21 protein-coding genes are annotated in these 22,083 nt (G+C 40.3%); 19 read left to right on the top strand and 2 right to left on the bottom strand.

Annotation, left to right across the window (positions count from 1 at the left end):
- Window positions 1-26: 26 nt before the first annotated feature.
- From rsmG to B2008_RS06770, 19 genes are all read left to right on the top strand, one after another.
- A complete protein-coding gene (rsmG, locus tag B2008_RS06860; RefSeq protein WP_281829360.1) occupies window positions 27-749 on the top strand; it encodes a 16S rRNA (guanine(527)-N(7))-methyltransferase RsmG in 723 nt (240 codons plus the stop codon).
- Between the two features lie 13 nt (window positions 750-762).
- Complete coding sequence (gene noc, locus B2008_RS06855) at window positions 763-1,596, top strand: nucleoid occlusion protein (RefSeq protein WP_281829358.1); 834 nt, start codon at window positions 763-765, stop codon at window positions 1,594-1,596.
- 14 nt (window positions 1,597-1,610) lie between these two features.
- Window positions 1,611-2,390 carry a ParA family protein gene (locus B2008_RS06850; RefSeq protein ID WP_281829356.1) on the top strand — a complete coding sequence of 260 codons (780 nt, stop codon included), beginning with the start codon at window positions 1,611-1,613 and terminating at the stop codon, window positions 2,388-2,390.
- Window positions 2,368-3,252: a ParB/RepB/Spo0J family partition protein gene (locus tag B2008_RS06845; protein ID WP_281829354.1), complete on the top strand. Its 885-nt coding sequence runs from the start codon at window positions 2,368-2,370 to the stop codon at window positions 3,250-3,252. The genes B2008_RS06850 and B2008_RS06845 overlap by 23 nt, the downstream gene beginning before the upstream one ends.
- Window positions 3,245-3,505, top strand: a complete 261-nt coding sequence (locus tag B2008_RS06840; RefSeq protein WP_281829352.1) for a DUF951 domain-containing protein — start codon at window positions 3,245-3,247, stop codon at window positions 3,503-3,505. Before B2008_RS06845 ends, B2008_RS06840 begins: the two co-directional genes overlap by 8 nt.
- 70 nt (window positions 3,506-3,575) lie before the next feature.
- Window positions 3,576-4,676: a redox-regulated ATPase YchF gene (ychF, locus tag B2008_RS06835; protein ID WP_281829350.1), complete on the top strand. Its 1,101-nt coding sequence runs from the start codon at window positions 3,576-3,578 to the stop codon at window positions 4,674-4,676.
- A gap of 8 nt (window positions 4,677-4,684) precedes the next feature.
- Entirely contained in the window at window positions 4,685-5,485 is an 801-nt protein-coding gene (locus B2008_RS06830) for a DUF1129 family protein (protein WP_281829348.1), read from the top strand.
- Window positions 5,486-5,611: 126 nt separating this feature from the next.
- Entirely contained in the window at window positions 5,612-7,336 is a 1,725-nt protein-coding gene (locus B2008_RS06825; protein ID WP_281829346.1) for an ABC transporter ATP-binding protein, read from the top strand.
- A gap of 39 nt (window positions 7,337-7,375) precedes the next feature.
- Window positions 7,376-9,217, top strand: coding sequence for an ABC transporter ATP-binding protein (locus B2008_RS06820; RefSeq protein ID WP_414672000.1), 1,842 nt, complete (start codon window positions 7,376-7,378; stop codon window positions 9,215-9,217).
- Between the two features lie 177 nt (window positions 9,218-9,394).
- Window positions 9,395-10,081 (top strand): response regulator transcription factor, encoded by a 687-nt coding sequence (locus B2008_RS06815; protein WP_281829344.1) that lies wholly within the window; start codon window positions 9,395-9,397, stop codon window positions 10,079-10,081.
- Window positions 10,082-10,084: 3 nt separating this feature from the next.
- Window positions 10,085-11,239, top strand: a complete 1,155-nt coding sequence (locus tag B2008_RS06810) for a sensor histidine kinase (protein WP_281829342.1) — start codon at window positions 10,085-10,087, stop codon at window positions 11,237-11,239.
- Window positions 11,240-11,291: 52 nt separating this feature from the next.
- Complete coding sequence (locus tag B2008_RS06805) at window positions 11,292-12,863, top strand: UDP-N-acetylmuramoyl-L-alanyl-D-glutamate--2,6-diaminopimelate ligase (protein ID WP_281829341.1); 1,572 nt, start codon at window positions 11,292-11,294, stop codon at window positions 12,861-12,863.
- Window positions 12,864-12,879: 16 nt separating this feature from the next.
- Entirely contained in the window at window positions 12,880-13,629 is a 750-nt protein-coding gene (locus B2008_RS06800) for an aspartate/glutamate racemase family protein (RefSeq protein ID WP_281829340.1), read from the top strand.
- An 8-nt stretch (window positions 13,630-13,637) separates the two neighbouring features.
- Window positions 13,638-13,877, top strand: a complete 240-nt coding sequence (locus B2008_RS06795) for a bacteriocin immunity protein (RefSeq protein ID WP_281829338.1) — start codon at window positions 13,638-13,640, stop codon at window positions 13,875-13,877.
- Window positions 13,878-14,109: 232 nt separating this feature from the next.
- Window positions 14,110-14,865 carry a DeoR/GlpR family DNA-binding transcription regulator gene (locus B2008_RS06790; RefSeq protein WP_281829336.1) on the top strand — a complete coding sequence of 252 codons (756 nt, stop codon included), beginning with the start codon at window positions 14,110-14,112 and terminating at the stop codon, window positions 14,863-14,865.
- Complete coding sequence (gene pfkB / locus B2008_RS06785; RefSeq protein WP_281829334.1) at window positions 14,866-15,780, top strand: 1-phosphofructokinase; 915 nt, start codon at window positions 14,866-14,868, stop codon at window positions 15,778-15,780.
- 21 nt (window positions 15,781-15,801) lie between these two features.
- Window positions 15,802-17,766, top strand: a complete 1,965-nt coding sequence (locus B2008_RS06780; protein ID WP_281829332.1) for a PTS fructose transporter subunit IIABC — start codon at window positions 15,802-15,804, stop codon at window positions 17,764-17,766.
- 243 nt (window positions 17,767-18,009) lie between these two features.
- The gene (locus B2008_RS06775; protein WP_281829330.1) at window positions 18,010-18,657 is read left to right on the top strand and encodes a metal ABC transporter ATP-binding protein; all 648 of its coding nucleotides are present in this window, start codon (window positions 18,010-18,012) and stop codon (window positions 18,655-18,657) included.
- A complete protein-coding gene (locus B2008_RS06770) occupies window positions 18,657-19,454 on the top strand; it encodes a metal ABC transporter permease (RefSeq protein ID WP_281829328.1) in 798 nt (265 codons plus the stop codon). Before B2008_RS06775 ends, B2008_RS06770 begins: the two co-directional genes overlap by 1 nt.
- A gap of 40 nt (window positions 19,455-19,494) precedes the next feature.
- Here the strand turns inward: B2008_RS06770 and B2008_RS06765 are convergent, their stop codons facing one another.
- Both B2008_RS06765 and pepF read right to left on the bottom strand, forming a co-directional pair.
- Window positions 19,495-20,061, bottom strand: coding sequence for a hypothetical protein (locus tag B2008_RS06765; protein WP_281829326.1), 567 nt, complete (start codon window positions 20,059-20,061; stop codon window positions 19,495-19,497).
- A gap of 163 nt (window positions 20,062-20,224) precedes the next feature.
- Window positions 20,225-22,021, bottom strand: a complete 1,797-nt coding sequence (gene pepF, locus B2008_RS06760; protein ID WP_286822621.1) for an oligoendopeptidase F — start codon at window positions 22,019-22,021, stop codon at window positions 20,225-20,227.
- Window positions 22,022-22,083: the final 62 nt, after the last annotated feature.

Below are 22,083 nucleotides of genomic sequence, written 5' to 3'. Positions count from 1 at the left end.
GTGAAACACGGTTTCACGGGTGAAATATGAATCCTGAGCAATTTGTCCAAGAACTAGCAAAACATAATTTTGATTTAACAGACAAGCAAAAAACACAATTTGAACAATATTTTAAAGATTTGGTAGAAACTAACGAACATGTTAATTTGACCAGAATCACTGACAAAGAAGATGTTTATTTAAAGCACTTCTTTGATAGCATTACGCCACTTCTTACTTTTAAGGATGTCTTTACTAAAGGGGCAACTCTCTGTGATGTTGGTGCTGGTGCAGGTTTTCCATCAATTCCGTTAAAAATTTTGCTGCCAGATTTAAAGATCACAATCGTTGACTCACTTGCCAAAAGACTGACTTTCTTAAAAGGATTAATTGCCAAACTAGGCTTAAGTGAAGTCGAATTGGTTCACGGCCGGGCCGAAGATGTTGGTCAGAATAAGCTTTACCGCGAGCATTTTGATCTTGTGACTGCAAGAGCCGTTGCCAACATGACGGTTTTAAGCGAATATTGCTTGCCCTTGGTTAAAAAAGGCGGCTATTTTGTAGCCTTGAAGGGTCCAAAGGTTGAAGGCGAACTGGAAGAAAGCAGCAAGGCGATCCAAGTTTTAGGCGGAGAAAAAGTTAGCGAAACCGAATTAACTTTGCCAAATAGTGACGAGGAACGGACCCTGATTTTAATTAAAAAGATTAAACAAACGCCGAAGAAATACCCACGCCAGGCAGGGACTCCACGGCGCAAACCAATAAAGTAATGGAGGAAGTAGCATGTCACTTTTTTCTTTTAACAAACACCGTGATGAAATTCCAAAAAACAAACAAATTCAGGATATTGAATTAAGCAAAATCACGCCTAATAAGTTTCAACCACGGCGTCAATTCTCAGAAGAATCAATTAAAGAATTGGCTCAAACTCTTGATAAAGAGGGACTGCTTCAGCCAATCGTTGTTCGTGAAAATGAATACGGCTACGAAATTATTGCTGGTGAGCGACGTTTCCGGGCTGCCCAAAGCTTAGGCTGGGAAAAGATCCCTGCAATCGTCAATAACATGAATGATGATCAAGCAGCATCGCTAGCTTTGATCGAAAATCTGCAACGTGAAAATTTAAATCCAATCGATGAAGCTGAGGCTTATAAAAATTTGATGAAGCTCAACAATTTGACCCAAACGCAGCTTGCTAAGGATATGGGCAAGTCCCAATCTTATGTGGCAAATAAATTGCGTCTTTTGAAATTAACGCCAAAGGTGCAGAGCTATTTAGCCAGCGGTGAGATTTCTGCCCGTCATGGTCGAGCATTGGTCGGCTTAAGCGAAAGAAATCAGAGCCGAATGGTTGACGAAATTTTGGATAATAATCTGAATGTTAAAGAAACCGAAGAAATTGCCAAAGACGTCGATGGCTACTTTAAGAAGAAAGATCGGGTCAAGCCTGAGAAGAGAACGCGGGTTGCACGCCGGATGCCAAAAGATTTAAAGGTTCAAATCAACACGATTAAGCAGGCGGTTAAATTGGCCAAGGATTCAGGAATCAAGGTTAAAGTCCAAGAAAACAATGATCCTGACGATTATCGCATTACTATTGAATTAAAGAGAAAGTAGGAGGGCATGAACATATGGTAAGTGTAATTTCGGTTGCCAATCAAAAAGGTGGAGTCGGCAAAACCACTACTACCATCAATTTAGCAGCCTCAATTGCGGAACGTGGATATCGAGTTTTGATTGTTGATATCGATCCTCAGGGAAATGCTACTTCTGGTTTAGGAATTGAAAAATCATCAATTGATCAAGATATCTACAATGTTTTGATTGATGAAATTCCTTTAAAAGAAACGATTCACCATACTTCTACCAAGAGACTGGATATCGTGCCAGCAACGATTAATCTGTCAGGGGCTGAAACAGAATTGATTAGCATGATGGCCCGTGAAACGCGGCTAAAGTCAGCCCTTGATGCTGTAGATGATGACTATGATTTTGTCTTCATCGATTGTCCGCCATCTCTAGGTCAGCTTTCAATCAATGCCTTCACTGCATCCGACTCAATCTTGATCCCAGTGCAGAGTGAATATTACGCTATGGAGGGTTTGAGCCAATTGCTGAATACCATTCGTTTGGTTCAAAAGCACTTCAATAAGGATCTTGGCGTGGAAGGCGTTTTGCTGACAATGCTTGATGCACGTACTAATCTGGGTGCGGAAGTCGTTAAGGAAGTTCAATCCTACTTTAATAAAAAAGTTTACAAGACAATCATTCCGAGAATCACGAAATTGGCAGAAGCTCCAAGTTACGGTCAACCGATTACGGAATATGCACCACGTTCTCGTGGAGCTAAGGTTTATGATGATTTAGCAAGAGAGGTGCTAAAAGCTCATGGCAAGAGATTCAAAAAGTAAAGAACCTAGAAAAAGGGGCGGTTTAGGTCGCGGAATTGAAGCTCTTTTTGAAGATGAACAGCAAATCGATACGACCGAAGAAGTACAAGATCTTTCTTTAGATGAGATTCGTCCCAACCCTTACCAACCAAGAAAAAACTTTGACGATAAGAGTTTAAAGGAACTTGCTGATTCAATTAAAGAAAACGGCGTTTTTCAGCCAATTATCGTTCGCAAGTCAATTAATGGTTATGAAATTATCGCTGGTGAAAGACGCTGCCGTGCTTCTAAATTAGCCAAGAAGAAGACTGTCCCAGCAATTATCCGCAATTTTGACGAAAGCCAAATGATGGAAGTTGCCGTGTTGGAAAATCTGCAGCGTAAAGACTTGACGCCACTTGAAGAAGCACAGGCTTATGAAATGCTGCAAAAGAACCTGGGTCTGACTCAAGAAGAAGTTTCCAAGCGCATGGGCAAATCTCGTCCATATATTGCCAATTATTTGCGTTTGCTTACTTTGCCTAGCAAAACCAAGCGTTTGCTGCAACATGGCGAGTTATCAATGGGTCAAGCAAGAACTTTGCTTGGCTTGAAGGATAAAGACAAGATTGATGAAGTAGCCAAAAGAGTTGTCAAACAAGGGATGCCAGTGCGGAAGGTTGAAGCATTGGTTGCCCAAATCAATTCCAAGAAGCCAAGAAAGAAAACAGTTCGCAAATCTGCTTTTATTCGGGCAAGCGAAAGTCAATTGGCTAATAAATTTGGCTCAAATGTAAATATTTCTGAGTCCCAAAAAGGTAAAGGTCATTTATCAATCGACTTTGCCTCAACTGATGAATTGAATCGGATTTTGGATATTTTAGGCGTTGATCTCGATGATTAAAAATGAAGAATATGCTTTGGCTGACACGGTTCAAATGAAAAAGCCACATGCTTGTCAAAAAAATGATTGGGAAATCATGCGTTTAGGTGCAGATATCCGGCTCAAATGTTTAGGCTGTGGACGGACGATTATGATGCCACGCGCAGAGTTTAACCACAAGCTTAAAAAAGTTTTGACAAAGGCAAATGATCCGGTGAATAAAAAGAAAGAATTTTATTTGCCAAAAGAAAACCTGCGTCGGCCAGACTTTTAAGACAAAAAGGCAATAATTGTTATAAAGTATAGATATAAGAAAATTTTAGATAAAGAAAACGAGGATAAAAATGGCATTAACTGCTGGTATTGTTGGTTTGCCAAACGTTGGTAAGTCAACTTTGTTTAACGCAATCACTAAAGCTGGAGCTGAAATGGCCAACTACCCATTCGCTACTATTGAGCCAAATGTTGGGATGGTTGAAGTTCCTGATGAACGTTTAGCTAGAATTCAAGAATTGATTCCTGCTAAGAAGATCGTACACACTACTTTTGAATTTACTGATATTGCTGGTTTGGTAAAAGGTGCTTCAAAGGGTGAAGGTCTTGGTAACAAGTTCCTTGAAAACATTCGTCAAACAGATGCGATTATTCACGTTGTTCGTGCCTTTGACGATGACAACATCACTTCTGTAACTGGCAAGGTTGATCCAGAAGAAGATATCAATACCATTAACTTGGAATTGGCAATTGCCGACCTTGATGCTGTTAACCGCAGAATCGGCAAGGTTAAGAAAGTTGCTCAACAAGGCGATAAGGAAGCTAAGGCTGAAATGGCTGTGCTTGAAAAATTAAAGCCAGTTTTGGAAGAAGGCAAGGCTGCTCGTTCAATCGACTTCAACAAGGACGAACAAAAGATTGTTAAAGGCTTGTTCTTGCTTACTGCTAAGCCAGTTATCTATGTTGCAAATATTGCTGAAAGTTCAATGGCTGATCCAGAAAGCGACAAATACTTCCAAATCGTTAAGAAGCATGCTGAAAGTGAAGGTGCTGAAGCTTTAGGTATTTCCGCATCTGCTGAAGAACAAATCGCTGGTCTTGATGGTGATGAAAAGCAAGAAATGCTTGAAATGGAAGGCGTTAAAGAACCAGGCTTGAACCGTTTGATTCGTGCTGCTTACCATATTTTAGGCCTTAGAACATTCTTTACTGCTGGTGGTCCAGAAACCCGTGCTTGGACTTTCCATCAAGGAATGAAGGCACCACAAGTTGCCGGAATTATTCACTCTGACTTTGAACGTGGATTTATTCGTGCCGAAGTTGTTTCATTCAATGACTTAGATAAGCTTGAAACAATGCAAAAGGTTAAGGAAGCAGGTAAGCTTCGTCTTGAAGGTAAGGATTACGTGGTTCAAGACGGTGACATTATTGAATTTAGATTCAATGTCTAGGAGATAAAATGGCAGAAGAGAAAAAAGAAAATACTGCAAGAATCGATCAAGAAAAACAAGCAAAATTAAAGGCAAAAACTGAGGCTGAAACTAAGGATGACGAAATCAAGAACATGTCATCTGCAGAATTAAGAACCAAGCTCAGCAATAAAAATTCAGATTACGTTTTCCGTTTGCAAAAAGAGTTGGAAAAACAAGGCAATATGAATGCTGACGATGCTGCCGCACGCGTTGACCAATTATTGCCAGAAATCATTATTGCTCAGCGTCGCGGTCAGCCAGCTAATGACCTTTATATGGCTTCACCATCTATTAAGGCTGAACAAATTCTTCACCCTGAAGAAAAGCCAAAAACATTGATGGATATTCCATTTTGGCAAAGAGCAACAGACTCTACTTTGCTTTGGTTAGGAATTTTCACTGCCTTTTATGGTTTGATGGGAATTTTTAATACCAAGATTCAAAGTACGCAAAATGGTGTCTTAACTATTTTGGTATTTTGTATTTTGCTTGGTGTATTCTGGGCTAAATACAATGAATGGACGATGCCAAAATCTAAGGACAACCGCCGTCCAAAGATGTCCTGGCCAAAATTATTGGGTATTTCCGCACTCTTTGTTGTTGGCTTATTCGTTCTGATGGGCATCTTCATGTTGCCAATCTTTAAGGTAATTAATCCGGTCTTGCCAGGAATTGCATACTTGATTATTGCCGTAATTGCCTTCGCTGGCCGTTACTACTTTAGAAAGTACTATCACATTACAGGTTCTGTTTTTATGCCAAATCCACAAAGTGGTAAAAGCAAATAATGTGAAATTTCTTAAAAATAGGTATAAACTAAACATATGTCTTTTAAAAAAGGATAAATGAGGAAACCCATTTATCCTTTTTTAAAGTTGTATTTGCGATCGTTTTCACGTAAAGGAGGGCTTTAATTGATTAAAACGCTGAGTAAATCGATTCGGCAGTATAAAAAACTTTCCTTGCTGTCACCGTTATGTGTTATCGGTGAAGTTATCATTGAAATGCTGATTCCATATTTGGTAGGGATTTTGATTGATAAAGGAATTATGAAAGGAAACATGCCTTATATCACTAAGTGGGGCTTGATCTTATTAGTTATTACAATTGTTTCCTTATTTCTCGGGGCAAGTGCCAGTTATGTTGCAGCACATGCTGCTGCTGGTTTTGCTGCTAATTTGCGTAAAGACATGTTTTATCACATACAAGATTACGCTTTTGAAAATATTGACAAATTTTCAAGTTCAAGTTTGGTAACCCGTTTGACGACTGACGTTAACAACGTGCAGTTGGCATATCAGATTATTATCAGAATTGCCGTTAGAGCACCAATGATGCTGATTGTTTCAGTAGTCATGTCAGTCATTATCAGTCCGAGATTGTCGTTAATTTTCTTAGTAATTGCGCCAATCTTCGTCATTATTTTGGTCTTAATTATTCGTGGTGCATACCCATACTTCCCACGGATCTTCAAGGGTTACGACAAGATGAACCAAGTTGTTCGTGAAAATGTTCGTGGTATTCGTGAAGTTAAGACCTATGTTCAAGAAGAATCACAAATTGCGAAATTTGAAAAGTCCTCCGGCTTCATTTACAAGCTATTCTCAACTGCACAAAAAATTATTTCATTAAATTCCTTGGTCGTTGCAGCGGTCTTAAACATTGCTACATTAGCCATTTGTTGGTTTGGTGCTAAGGAAATTGTTGGTGGAACTTTGCAAACCGGTCAATTGGTTTCAATGTTCTCTTACTCCAATTCAGTTTTGTTCAGTTTGAATATCTTAGCCATGATTGCTACCCAGTTGATTATTTCTGGAGCTAGTGGTCGCAGAATTGCTGACGTAATTGAAGAAAAACCAGCAATTGAAAATCCAAGAAAACCAGTTGAGAACGTAACTAACGGCGAAATTGTTTTTGATCATGTAAACTTCAAATATGATCCTGATGATAAGGCCTTAGCATTAAATGATATCAATTTACGAATTAGTCCTGGTGAAACGATCGGAATGATTGGTGAAACTGGTTCATCAAAATCAACCTTGGTTTCAATGATTCCAAGATTGTATGATGTAACTTCAGGTGCCGTTAGAGTTGCAGGTCATAATGTTAAGTCCTATGATTTGAAAGCTTTGCGTGACAATGTTGCGATGGTTTTGCAAAACAATGTTTTGTTCTCTGGCACGGTAAAGGAAAACCTGAAGTGGGGTAACGAAAACGCAACTGATGAAGAAGTAGTTGCAGCCGCAAAGATTGCGCATGCTGATGGCTTCATTCGTGAAATGCCTGACGGTTATGACACAATGGTTGAACAGGGCGGTAACAACGTTTCTGGTGGTCAGAAGCAAAGAATTACCATTGCTCGTGCGCTTTTGAAGAAACCAAAGATTTTGATCTTGGATGATTCAACTTCAGCTGTTGATACAAATACTGAACGTGAAATCAGAGAGTCATTGGCTAAAGATATGCCAGAAACGACTAAGATCATCATTTCTCAAAGAATTGTTTCAATTAAGGATGCTGACAGAATCATCGTTATGAATCACGGTAAGATTGAAGATATCGGAACTCACGAGGAATTGCTCAAACGCAACCAATTGTACAGTTCAATTGCCAAGTTCCAAGAAGAAAATGGAAAGTAGGGGTGACTAATTTTGGATCAAACTATCAGCAAAAATGAAATGAAGGGACATCGTTCCAAGACTTTAGCCCGTTTGCTTAAATTAGTCGTTACTACTAGTCCATGGATGTTCTTCACCGCGCTGGTCACAATTATTTTGGCGGCCGGAGCCAATGTTATCGGGACGCTTTTTATTGAGCGTTTGATTAACGACTACATCACGCCTTTATTAAAAGAAGTGCAGCAGGGTCAAGCTCCTAATTATGGTCCCCTTGCATATGCGATCGCGGTAATGTTTGGAATTTATGCAATTGGTTTTATTTCAAACTACCTCTTTACCGTTTTGATGGCGATTTTAGGGCAGAAGGTTCAATTCTGGGTTCGTAACAACATGTTCACTCACATGGAGCATTTGCCGATTTCTTATTTCGACCAAAATGATTACGGCGATATCATGTCTCGTTACACCAACGATATTGATACCTTGATGCAGATGATTTCACAGTCAATTCCGCAATTTACCAATTCGATTTTGATTTTAATCTTCGTTATCGCAGCCATGTTTAGTTTGAGTTGGCAATTGACCATCTTCTCAATGATCATCTTCGCCCTCTCTATCGGAATCGTTCGTTTCTTAACTAAAAAATCCAGCCACTACTTCCAAGTACAGCAGAACAAGTTGGGTCAAATCAATGGTTACAGCGAAGAAATGCTTAATGGGTTAAAGGTTATCAAGGTCTTTTCTCATGAGGCAGAAACCAAGGAAGGCTTTGACGTTTATAACGAAGAATTGAGTCAGGCTTCAGGCAAGGCTAACGCCTATGCCACAGTTTTGTTCCCAATCATGGGTAACATGGGTAACTTGCTCTATGTTTTAATCGCAATCTTTGGTGGGGCAGCTGCTATTAACAATTGGGCTCCATTAACACTGGGTGCAATTGCTTCCTTCTTGCAATTATCAAGACAATTTACTCAGCCAATTGCGCAGATTTCACAGCAGTTGAACTCAATCGTCATGGCTTTGGCCGGTGCCAGAAGAATTTTCCAGTTGGAAGATGAACCGGTTGAAGAAGACGATGGCGTTGTTACTATTTCTAAAGATGATGACGTTGAAGGCGCCTGGAATTGGAATGTTCCACAAGCAGATGGCACAACGAAGAAAGTGCCAGTTCGCGGTCACATTGTCTTTGATCATGTGAACTTCTCATATGTACCTGAAAAGCAGATTTTGCATGATATCAATATCGATGCCAAGCCAGGGATAAAAGTTGCTTTAGTTGGTGAAACCGGAGCCGGCAAGACTACGATTTCCAACATGCTTAATCGTTTCTACGAAATTGATTCCGGCAAGATTACTTATGACGGGATTCCAATTAAGAAAATTAAAAAGGATGACTTGCGTCAATCACTTTCAGTCGTTTTGCAGGAAACGCACATGTTTACTGGTACGATTATGGATAATATCCGCTTCGGCAATCCTGATGCCAGTGATGATGAAGTTTACCAAGCAGCACGTTTGTCGCACGCCGATGAATTTATTCATGAACTTGATGATGGTTATGAAACGGTCATTGACGGTAACGGCGGTGACTTGTCACAAGGACAGATGCAGCTGTTAAGTATTGCTAGAGCGATGATCGCTGATGAGCCAGTAATGATCCTTGATGAAGCAACGTCAAGCATTGATACGCGAACAGAAAAGATGGTTCAAGCCGGGATGGATAACTTGCTTGTCGGCAGAACCAGTTTCGTTATTGCCCACAGATTGTCGACAATTGTTAACTCTGATTTGATTTTGGTTCTTGATCACGGTCATATCATTGAATCCGGCAACCATGAACAGCTTCTTAAGCAAAAGGGTTACTACTACGAGCTCTATACTGGCAAGAAAGAAATTAAATAGAGATTTAAGAAGAATCCGTGAGGATTCTTTTTATTTTTCTTTAAAACTAAGCTGTTGTTTAACTAGTTATTTAGAAAATAGGTAAAATATAATAAAGCAAGTCTGCTAAACTATACATGGATTATTTTTATTATTTTTTAAGAACAAACTAAATTTAAAAAGAGAGGGGTTTTCTTCGTGAAAATCTTAGTTGTAGATGACGATAAGGAAATCGTTGAATTATTGAGTATTTATTTAAAAAACGAAGGCTATGAGCCAATTGCAGCTTATAGTGGCAAAGAAGCAATTACTAAGTTGACCACAACCCCTGATATTGCTTTGATGATTTTGGATATTATGATGCCAAATATGTCAGGAATTGAAGTTATCAAGGAAGTTAGAAAAGATTCCGATATTCCAATTATTGTCGTTTCTGCTAAGACAAGCGACATGGACAAGATTCAAGGCTTGATCACTGGGGCCGACGACTATGTTTCAAAGCCATTCAATCCGCTGGAAGTTATGGCGCGTGTTCGTTCATTGCTGCGCAGAAGTCAAAAGCAAGTTAAAGATGAAAAACCGGATGTGCTTGAAGTTGGACCACTAGTTATCAACCGCGATTCACACGAAGTTAAAACGATTGATGGCAAGGCAATTCAATTGACCGCTTTGGAATTCGGCATTTTATATTTGCTTGCCAGCCATCCTAACCGCGTATTTTCAGCTGATGAAATTTTCGAACGTGTTTGGCAACAAGAATCAATTGTTTCTGCTAAAACCGTTATGGTCCACGTTTCCCACTTGCGTGACAAGATTCAAAAAGCAACAGACGGCGAAGACGTTATTCAAACTGTTTGGGGTGTAGGTTACAAAGTAGAGGCCTAGTTAATGAAAAAAGAGCGTGTAAAGCTTACTGCTGCTGAAAAAAGCGAGCTTTTCGCCGAAGGGGTAGTTACCATTATTTTGTTGCTGCTGCTGAATCTATCAATCATCATTTTGATTCATTTGGCAATTTTGCAAGATGAAAATTTAGTCAACGGCATTTATTTTCTGAAGAAAACTATGACTTTTGCCGGAAATTATCATCTTTGGTCCTGGCAGCGACTTTTCATTATTTTAATGGGGATTGCTGATTTAATCGTTTTGTACTGGCGCTTAATCCGACGCTATCACCAAATGCAGCTGCGGCATGTCATTTTAGAACTGCATTATATTGCGAATGGTCATTTCGATCATCGGATCCCTTTTGCAGTTAGAACCGACTTGCAGCGAGTAATTGACTCGATTAATTCTTTGGTTGACAGTACCGTCAATTCGATTAATGAAGAAAAAGCGATTGAACAATCTAAAGATGAATTGATTACTAACGTTTCGCATGATATTCGGACGCCATTGACTTCAATTATTGGATACTTGGGTTTGCTTAAAAGCGGCAATGTTAGTCAGGAAGACCAGCAAAAATACATCAATATTGCTTTTACCAAGGCTGAACAAATGAAGTCTTTGGCTAATGATCTGCTTGAATATACGACTTTGAAGTCCAACAATACGAAACTTAATTTGGTTTCATTGCCGATTTATTCAATGCTTGAGCAAGTTGAAGCGGGTTTTGAACTAGAAGCCGAGAAAAAAGGAATCACTTTTGAAATTGCATCTCGGCCCAAGGATTTAACCATTAAGGCTGATCCGGAAAAACTGGTCCGGGTGTACAACAATTTAATTAACAATGCTTTTAAATATGGAACCGGTGCTACCAAAATCAAGCTGATCGCTAATTTGATCAACAAGCAGACCGTTGAATTGCGGGTTGAAAATAATGGAGCCAAGATTCCGAAGGCTTCGCTTAAGAAAATTTTTGAGCGTTTTTACCGTGTAGAGACCTCGCGTAATACCAAAACAGGCGGAACCGGTCTGGGGCTTTCAATTACTAAAAGTGTAGTTGATCTGCACCGCGGAACCATCAGATGTGTATCCGATGATAACTGGACCAGTTTTATTATTCGTTTGCCGCTTGATCCAGAGAAAGCAAAAAGTAAGCACTAGCTGTGTTATAATTTTGACTGAAACAATAAGATCTATTCGAGGAGATAAAGAAATGAGTATTTCTCTAAACACCTGTATTTTGATTTTGAAGGAACACCACCTTTTAAAATCAAGTGCAGTTCAAGATGCAGTCGCAACTAAAATGGAATACGTATCATACGATTCTCGTGACATTCAAACTAACACTTTATTTTTCTGTAAAGGTGCTGGTTTCAGACCAACGTATTTATCAATGGCTAAAGACAACGGTGCTATTTGCTACGTTGCTGAACAACCATATCCAGAAGGAAAAGGCATGCATGCCTTAATTGTGCGTGATGTTTCCAAGGCAATGGCACTTTTGTCAGCTGCTTTCTTCCGTTTCCCACAAGATGATTTGTATGTTGTTGCCTTTACTGGAACTAAGGGTAAAACAACTTCTGCTTACTTCTTAAAAGGGATGCTTGACCAAATGAATGGTGGCCGCACCGCTCTTATTTCTTCAGTTAACGATATTGTCGGCAGAAAACCAGAAGACAGCTTTAAGTCAAGTTTGACCACGCCAGAAAGTTTGGACTTGTTCCGCGATATGCGCCGTGCTGTTGATAATGGCATGACCCACTTGGTAATGGAAGTTTCCAGTCAAGCTTACAAGAAGAATCGTGTATTCGGTTTGACTTATGACCTGGGCTTTTTCTTAAACATTACCCCAGACCATATTGGACCAAATGAACACCCTAACTTTGCGGATTATCTGCACTGCAAGTTGCAATTAATGGTGAACTCACGTAAATGTATCATCAATGCAGAAAGTGATCACTTTGACGAAATTTATGCTGCTGCAACAACGACTACTAATCCAGACAGCATTTACTTATTTGCCAGTGAAAACTTCGAAAATCCAAAGTTGAACGTTCCAATTGACTTTAGATATGCTTCTCAAGAAACTGATATGCGGGAAACTCGCTTCAAATTGTTCTGCGCTAGCGACAAGGCTAAGCAATTGCCAATCAATGGCGACTACACTTTGCAAATGATCGGTGACTTTAATGAATCCAACGCTACTGCCGCAATTATTGGGGCAGGTCTTGCAGGTATGAGTCATGATGCTTGTGCTAAGGGAATTCGCCACGTTACTATTCCAGGCAGAATGCAAACTGAAATGACCAAGGATCATGGAATGGTTGTTGTTGACTATGCCCACAATAAGGCTTCAATGATAGCTTTAATGAGCTTCATACAAAGCAAGTTCAACAATCCAAAGATTATCGTGGTTGTTGGTGCTCCTGGTGACAAGGGCGTTTCTCGTCGTCCAGGATTCAGTGAAAGCTTGACGGCTTATGCTGATAAGGTCTTTTTGACAACTGATGACCCAGGCTTTGAAGATCCTAAGTCAATCGCTGAAGAAATTGATTCTGGCATCGACCACTCTAAGTGTGATGTAACAATTGAGCTTGACCGTAAGAAGGCAATCCACGATGCGATTGCAATGGCCGGCAAGGACGACGTTGTCTTGATCTGTGGTAAAGGTGCAGATGCCTTTCAAAAGATTCGCGGTGTAGATACGCCATATCCATCTGATATTGTTGTTGCACAAAACGTTATCAATGAGCTCGAAGGCGATAAGGAACACTTTAGAGCTTAATTAAGGTGAATTATTAATGAAACATTTTTTTAGCATAATCGGCGGAATGGGAACGATTGCGACAGAAAGCTACGTTCGGCTGATTAACCATCGGGTAAAGATAGCCCGTGACCAGGACTATTTAAATTATATTTTGGTCAACGATGCGCAAATTCCCGATCGAACTGCTTATATTAAGGATCATAGCAAGACTAATTTCTTCCCTGCCTTAAAGGATGATGTTTTAGGGCAAGCAAAGCTTAATCCTGATTTCTTTGTAATGCCATGCAATACCGCGCACTATTTCTACAATGATTTGGCTGCTTTAACCGATATTCCGTTTTTGCATATGATGCGGATTGCCGTTCATAAATTTATTAAAGAATATCCTAAAGAAAGCAAAATTGGCCTGATTGCAACTGAAGGCTCAATTTATGATCACTTGTATGAAGATGAAATTCATCGTGTTCATCGTGAAGTAGAATTTGGTGGCCCGGAAATTCAGCCGATGGTTACAAAATTGATCTATCGTGATATTAAGGAAAAGGGCATTGTCGACGGCAAGCTTTATCATCAAATCCTTCAAAAGATGCATGATGACTACGGCTGCAATGTAATTTTGTTAGGCTGTACTGAATTGTCTTTGGCACAAGAGAAGGCACCTGATCATCCTTATAACGTGATTGATCCGCAATCGATTATTGCCGATGTCTCAATTGAACTTGCTTTGAAGATCCGCAATGGAATGGATCCTAAAGAAGCATGTGCAAAATATATGTATAAATAAGGACAAAAATGGTTAGAAGAAAGAAATTTCCAAAAGGCAAGCCAATGTTAGGCGTTGGTGCGCTGAATGATTTAGCTCCCAAAAACAATAATTTTGTCATCGGAATTAGAAGCCTAATTGATGCAAATCCTGAAGTTATGGCTAATCTAACGATTATGAAGTTCTTAGAATTAGCATTGTTTAGAGCAAATGCAGGTGAGCCTGTTGCTGAAATTGCTAAGATGCTCGATGATGAATTATCTGCTTAGTTGGTAAAAAACGCTTTTAAGGCACCTGCCGGTGTGAGAAAACTGCAGGAAGCTTTGAAGCATTACACACTGAAGATTAATAAAAAGCAAAAAGCTGATCGAGAAGATCAGCTTTTTTGATGCCCTAAGATGAATTATTTTGATTACTTATGAATAATAATGAATTATATTGACCAAAAATGATTGCTTTTGAATGCGAAAGCGTATACAATAATGGTCGAGGTGAAAAAAGATGCTGACGCAAGAACGCCAAAGTTTAATTGAAAACTACGTCAACCAGCACGAATTATGCCGTGTTGCCGAGCTATGTAAATTGACCGCTACTTCAGAATCAACTATTCGTCGAGATTTGATTCAAATGGAGAAGGATGGGCTCCTTAAGCGAGTTCATGGTGGCGCTCAATCAGTTAAAAATTTCTCTCGTGACATTTCACAGAACATCCGCTTCAATCTTAATCACGATGTTAAGACTAAAATTGCCAGATACGCAGTAAAGCATTTTGTTCATTCAGGTGACAATATTTTCATTGATGCGGGAACGACAACCTATGAAATGGTTCCATTTCTTGCTGATATTCCTGATGTTAAGATCGTTACCAACGGTGTTGAAACTGCACTGTGCAGCCTGAATCATGGCATTAATACGATCATGATCGGTGGCAGAGTGAAGGATGACACCCATGCTGCTATAGGGCAAACAGCTTTAACGCAGATTAAAGCAATGAACTTTTCAGCTAGTTTTGTTGGTGCCAACGGAATTGAAAAAAATGGCAATTTAACTACGCCAGATCCCGAAGAAGCAGTAGTCAAAATGGCTGAAATGAAGCAAGCACAAAAAGTTTTTGTTCTCGCAGATGCTTCAAAAATCGGCAAGCGAAACTTTGCAGTGTTTGCTAATGCAAAAGATGTAACTGTGGTTACTAATTTACTTAAATCAAGTCAAAAAAAGGCACTACCTGCCAAAATAAACCTAGAGGAGGCAAAATAAATGATTTATACCGTTACTGTTAATCCAGCTTTGGACTACGTTTTGCAATTAGACAAAGTCAATGCTGGTGAAGTTAACAGAACCAGTAATTGTTCATTTTTAGCTGGAGGCAAGGGAATTAACGTTTCCCAAATTCTTAACCAACTAAATGTTGATAACACTGCTTGGGGCTTTGTTGGCGGCTTTACTGGTAAGGAATTGATTCGTCAACTTAACCAAAAGAGAATCGTCAGTGATTTTGTTACTATTTCTGGTGATACTCGTGTAAACGTTAAGATCCACGGCGAAAAGGAAACCGAAATTAACGCTGCTGGTCCAGAAATCGACAGTCAAGAAATTGCTGCATTTAAATATCGTTTAAACGACTTGAAGAAAGGCGATATCGTTGTAATGAGCGGTTCACTTACTCCAAGCCTCGGTGAAGACTTCTATCAACAACTTCTTCCAACTATTAAAGAAGCTGGTGCTGAATTTGTTGTTGATACTACTGGTCAAGCATTGCTTGATACTTTGGAATACAAGCCATTGGTAATCAAGCCAAATCACCACGAATTAGCAGACTTGTTCAACACTACTTTTGACTCAAGCGATGTAATGCTTGAATATGCACAAAAGCTTTTGCAAAAGGGTGCACAAAACGTAATGGTTTCAATGGCTGGCGATGGTGGCTACCTCTTAACTAAGGACCATGTTTACCATGCTAAGGGTGCTGTTGGTACTGCTGTTAACTCAGTTGGTGCTGGTGACTCAATGATCGCAGGGTTTGTTGGCACTTACTTTGAAACTGGTGACGCAGCTGAAAGCTTTAGAATCGGAATGGCTTGTGGTGCTGCAACTGCCTTTACTATGGATATTGCGGTTAAGAGCCAAATCGATGCTGTTCTTCCACAAATCAAAGTAGAACAAATCTCCTAATAGCTAGAAAGGAATCGATCCATGAGAATCAAGGATATTTTAAGTACTGAGTCCATGATTATGGACCTCAAGGCTACTAATAAAGAAGACGCCATTAAAGAAATGGCCGACCTTGAAGTTAAGACTGGTATCGTCAATAACGAAGACGAATTCATCAAGTCTATTTGGGCTCGTGAAAATGAATCAACCACTGGTATCGGTGGCGGAATTGCGATGCCTCACGCACGTAACAAGTACATCAACAAGGCACGTGTTTTGTTTGCCAAGAGTAAGGAAGGGATTGACTACAACTCATTAGATGGTCAACCTGTTCACTTATTCTTCATGATTACTGCTCCAGCAGGTGCTGATAACACCCACCTTCAAGCTTTGGCAAAACTTTCTGGTTTATTGATCAACCCAGACTTAGTTGAAGCTTTGAAGAAGGCAGAAAAGCCAGAAGAAGTTATCGACTTATTTGAAAAGGCTGAAGCTAAGAAAGATGCAGAGGATAAAGCTGCTGCTGAAAAGAAGAAGGCAGAAGCTGCAAAGCCAGCTGATGCTAACAAGCCATTAATCGTCGGTGTTACTGCATGTATCAACGGTATTGCCCACACTTACATGGCTCAAGAAGCTTTAATCAAAGCCGGTAAGAAGCGCGGAATCGAAGTTAGAATTGAAACTAACGGTTCTGAAGGTGTTAAGGATCAATTGACTCCTGACGAAATTAAGCGTGCCAAGGGTGTTATTATCGCATCCGATAAGAAAGTTGACATGCTACGTTTCGATGGCAAGAAGTTGGTTAACCGCCCAGTTGTTGATGGTATCAACAAGCCAGACGAATTAATCGATGACATTATGAATGGCAAAGCTGAAGTTTACCACGCAAGTGCAGCTGATAAGTCAGAAGCTAAATCAGAAAAATCAAGCGGCGGCGTTTGGAACTCAATTTACCGTAACTTGATGAACGGTGTCAGCCACATGCTTCCATTCGTTATCGGTGGTGGTATCTTGATGGCCATTTCCTTCATCGTTGAAAACTATGCTGGTGGTGCTAAGAGCCCAGCCTTCATCTTCTTGAACTCAGCTGGTAACTTGGCCTTCGCCTTCATGGTTCCAATTTTGTCAGCTTACATCGCTGAATCAATCGGTGATTTGCCAGCCTTAATGCCAGGTTTGGTTGGTGGTTATATGGCCGCAATCGTCAACGGAACCAATGGTTTACAAGTTAACGTCCAAGCTCATGCTACTTCTCCAGCCGGCTTCTTAGGTGGTATCGCTGCTGGCTTCATTGCCGGTTACTTAATTGTCGGTTTAAAGAAGCTCTTTGCTAAATTGCCTAAGTCAGTTGAAGGTATGAAACCAATGCTTTTGTACCCAATCTTAGGTTTGCTGTTCATTGCTTTGATCATGTACTACATCATCAACCCAATCTTCAGTTCAATCAATTTCGCAATTACTCACTTCTTGAACAGTATGGGTACAGGCAACTTAGTAGTCGTAACTGCTATCTTAGCCGGAATGATGGCTATCGATATGGGTGGTCCTTTCAACAAGGCTGCTTACGTCTTTGCTTCGGGTGCCTTTGCTAACGATCCTAAGTCAGCTACTGCTGCTGTTATGATGGCCGCAGTTATGGTTGGTGGTATGGTTCCACCGTTTGCTACTGCTATCGGTACTGCATTCTTCAAGAACAAGTTCACTGCTGGTGAACGTCGTGCCGGTATTTCTAACTGGATCCTTGGCTTCTCATTTATCACTGAAGGTGCCATTCCATTTGCTGCATCTGACCCAGGTCACGTTATTCCTTCATGTGTGATCGGTTCTGCAGTTGGTGGTTTGCTTGTTGGTTTATGGCATATTCAAGTTCCAGCTCCTCATGGTGGTCTTTGGGTATCACCACTTGCTAACCACATTTTGCTTTACTTCTTAGCAACAATTATCGGTTCAATCATTGCCGGTCTTATCTTAGGCTTCTGGAAGAAACCAATTGAAGAAGATAAATAAGCAAGATTTTAAAACAACAGAGAAAAATTAAATAATCATTTTTATTATTCAAAAGCTCTTTACAGGCCAGCGTAATTGCATTATTATAAAACTATCTTGATTATCTCTACTTAAATCAAGATACTCTGTTATGTTTTGCGTCACCGAAAGGTGACGTTTTTTTGTGCCTTTTTTTAAATCTGGTACAATTGACTAAAGAATAATAAGTAAGTAACTGTCAAAAATGATTAGGGAGGTGCCGAATTGATCTTAACCGTTAAAAATTTGACGATGAAGTTTGACACAAAAACTGTTTTTGAAGATTTAAACTTTGACCTTAAAGAAGGATCAATGACTGCCTTATTGGGACCAAACGGAACCGGTAAGACGACGCTGATCAATATTTTAATGAAACTTTTGTCACCAACTAGCGGCAGTTTTCAGTTTAAAAATGACGTGAAGTTGGGCTATGTTCCGCAATTTAGAAATATTGATGCGGAATACCCGTTATCGATTAAAGCTTTCGTTGGACTCAATGCTCCTTTGATTAAAACAGGCAAAGTGAAGCAGCAGATCCAGCATGAGCTGGAAGAAACTCATTTAACCAGCATTCAAAATACGCGCATGGGCGAGGCTTCCGGTGGACAAAAGCAGCGGGCATATTTGGCTCAGGCTTTGCTTGATCAGCCTAATATGATCATTTTGGATGAAGCAACAGCCAGCCTGGATCCGGTAGCTAAAGAAGAATTGATGAAATTAATTAAACATTTGAACCAAAAACATGGCATGACTGTACTGTTTGTAACTCATGATGTGCCACTGGCTCGCAAATATATGGATGAATATTTGTACTTGAATCATGGAACAATAAAGCAAGGAAAAATGAGTGAATTTGAGGGGGATTACGAATAATGTTTCAATATGAATTTATGCGTTATGCCTTCTTAGCAAGTACTTTCATTGCAATTACCTGTGGGGTAGTTGGCGTCTACGTTTTGGCGCGCAGCTTTAGCTTTTTGGCTCACACCTTGTCAGAAATCGGCTTTGCCGGAGCAACCTTTGCTGTCTTCATTGGAATTGCACCGCTTTGGGGGATGTTGCTTTTTACGCTGCTGGGTTCAATTAGCGTTGGTGAATTGTCGATGCACAGTGATCAAAAAGAAAGCTCAATTAGTGCGATTTCGGCATTGTTTATCGGTTTAGGTGTCCTGTTTTTGGCGATTTCGGGATCAAACAGCCGTTATGCGACCAACATTTTGTTTGGCAGCATCATCGGTGTTGACGAGGAAGGCGTCATTCAATTAGTGATCTTGTCGATCATCGTTTTGCTTTTGATTTTTATCGTGCAGCGACAATTGAACTTTGACTCCTTTGACCACATTGGGGCTTTGGCTCATGGCATTAAAACCGGTTTGATCGGCGTTATCTTTTTAATTGCTTTAGCAATGGCTGTTTCAATCGGTTCGCAAATTGTTGGTTCGCTTTTGGTCTTCATTTTGCTGACGTTGCCATCTTCCACCGCCCGGTATTTAGGAAAAACGATTTCTTCAATGATTGCTTGGTCAATCGGCATCGCGCTGATTGGCGTGTGGGCTGGTTTGTATCTTGGCTTTATCACAGATTGGCCGGTAACCTTCTTCATCTCAGTAATTGAAGTGGTTATTTACTTAACGGCATACTTTGTCCACGTTATTCGCCATCGCTTATAAAAAAATAGAGCTAGCAATTGCTAGCTCTTTTTCTTTGCTCTTAATTATTCAAAATTTCACGCTTAATGGCCTGCTTTTGTTCATGGGTCAATTGATGGTGACCAGGAATCCGATAGGCATAGGCCGCGATAAATGGCTTATAGCCAACGCCAATTGCCAAAGCCGGAAGAAGCTTGTGATGCAATTTTTGCGTTGTTAAACTGTATGAAGTTCCGTTGCCGCCACCAGCAGTCCATCCAGTAACGTTCAGCCATTGAACATTGTCGATGTTGTAAATTGAGGTTTTGCCCCAATTCATTGTCTGGTTAACAATGAAGCGGTATTTCTTAAAGTGCAATGCGTACTTTTCTGTTTTGCGTGGATCGGCTTGATAAAGTTTAATGCCATTGATGTGGTGTTTGCCGATTTTAATCTTATACAGCTTGTTAGGATCCTGTCCCAATGCTTTTGAGCCCTTGTAGTACCATTTGCCGCGCATCCTTAATGGCGATGTGACCTCACCGATTCGGCCATAAGAAGCAGCCTTGACAGGCTGGCTGCCGAATGCGGCAAGACTAAAAGCGGCAACTAAGATGCCGGCCAAAGACAAAAATCTTTTATTCATCATTCTATCCCTCCAATATTTGCCCTCTCACTTTCATTAAAGCATGAATAGTGCCTAAAGGGAAGACAAAAAGAGTTCAGGGATCTCCTGAACTCTTGTATGATGTGAGAAATTTACTTTCCTTTAATGTTATATATTTACTTGCTGATTAAGTCAAACTAAATTTTTAAAATTGCCCAATTAAACTTTCGAATTCATCAAGGCGACGAGCAAAGGTCTTAAAGGCATCTTCCAAATAGTCTGGCTTAGTCATATCAACGCCGGCACCCTTCATAATATCGATTGGATATGCGCTGGAACCAGACTTGAGATAACCGATGTAGGCATCGCGGTCCTGCTGGGTTCCCTGCACTACTTTATTGGCAAGAGCAGTTGCTGCTGCAAAGCCGGTTGCATATTGGTAAACATAGAAGTTGTAATAGAAATGCGGAATGCGTGACCATTCTTTGGCAATATCGCCGCCAGGTTCAACGCTGTCGCCGTAGTAGCGCTGGTTTAACTGACTATAAACATCGTCTAAAGTATCAGCAGTAAGTGGTTCGCCCTTAGCGTCAGCTTCATGAATAAATTGTTCAAATTCTGCGAATTGAGTCTGTCTGAATAATGTTCCCTTGAAGGAGTCAAGGTAGTAGTTGAGGATGAAAGCACGGGTCTTAGGATCAGTGATGTGGTCCAAGAAATATTCCGTTAAAATATTTTCATTAGTGGTTGAAGCAATTTCAGCGACAAAAATTGGATAGTCGCCATAAACGTAAGGCTGATTGTGGCGGGTATACCATGAGTGAACCGAGTGGCCTGTTTCATGAACCAAAGTATAAAGCGAATCAACGTTGTCTTCCCAGTTCAATAATTCATATGGATCAGTATCGTAAGCTCCACCTGAGTAAGCCCCAGTAACTTTGTTTTTATTTTCTACAATGTCAATGACACGGTTGTTAAAAATATAATCAACGTGGCTTAAGTAATCGCTGCCCAATGGTGCCAAAGCCTTCTTGGCTTCTTCTTTTGCTTGTTCAAAATTATAGCTAAGCGCAGGCTTACCTGTAAGAGGCACATACATGTCCCACATTTGCAGGTCATCAAGACCCAGAATCTTTTTACGCAAAGCAACATAGCGGTGCAAAAGGTCAAGATGACTGTCGACTTCTTTGATCAAAGTATCATAAACAGAGGTTGGCACGTTGTTTTCAGCTAATGCAGCTTCACGAGCAGAGTGATACTTGTGGACGCGTGCGTTGTAGTTGTGCGCCTTGACCACGCCTGACAGGGTGGAAGCCAGGGAGTTTTCAAATTGACCATAGCTGGCGTATAAAACGTCAAAGGCATTTTTACGGACATTTCGGTCTTGTGATTGAATCAAAATTGAGTACAAGCCGTCGGATAATTGCACCATTTCGCCATTTTCATCCTGGACGTAGCCATATTCCATGTCTGAATTGGTTAAAACGTTAAAAGTATTTTCGGAAGTACTCAGGGCATCGCCAGCATCTGCCACCAATCGTTCTTGTTCAGCTGGCAAAGTATGCGGTCTTTTGCTGGTTACTTGATCAAGCCAATGATCGTAATCATGCAGCCGAGGCTCTTCTTGCTTGTATTTGGCTAAATCAGCTTCGGGGATGCTCAAAATTTCAGGATTGATAAATGAAGTAACGGCTTCGAACTGACTGGCTAAACTTTGAGCCTGAGCAGAATAGCTTAAGTAGTGGCTGTTGGCAGTATCGACATCGCTGGACATCGTAGCGTAGACATAAACGTTTTCCAGCCGGCGCTTAACTGCAAAAATTTGGGTTAAGGCCTGATACAAATTTTTGCCAGAGGTAAAAGTACCTTTATACTGGCTTAACTTCGCTGTTTCACCTTTAACAGCTTGATATTCTTTTTCCCAATCCGCGTCGCTTTTGAATACACGGGTCAAATTCCAGGTTAATTCTTCAGGGATTTGGCTTCTTGTTGGAATTGCCATGAATATTTCTGCTATATAAAACATGGAAATATGTAGAATAATACAAATTTTCTACATATCAG

The sequence above is a fragment of the Lactobacillus sp. UBA5813 genome, from assembly GCF_002417895.1.
Classification (GTDB): Bacteria; Bacillota; Bacilli; order Lactobacillales; family Lactobacillaceae; genus Lactobacillus; species Lactobacillus amylolyticus.
This window is presented reverse-complemented; position numbering and strand designations above follow the sequence as displayed.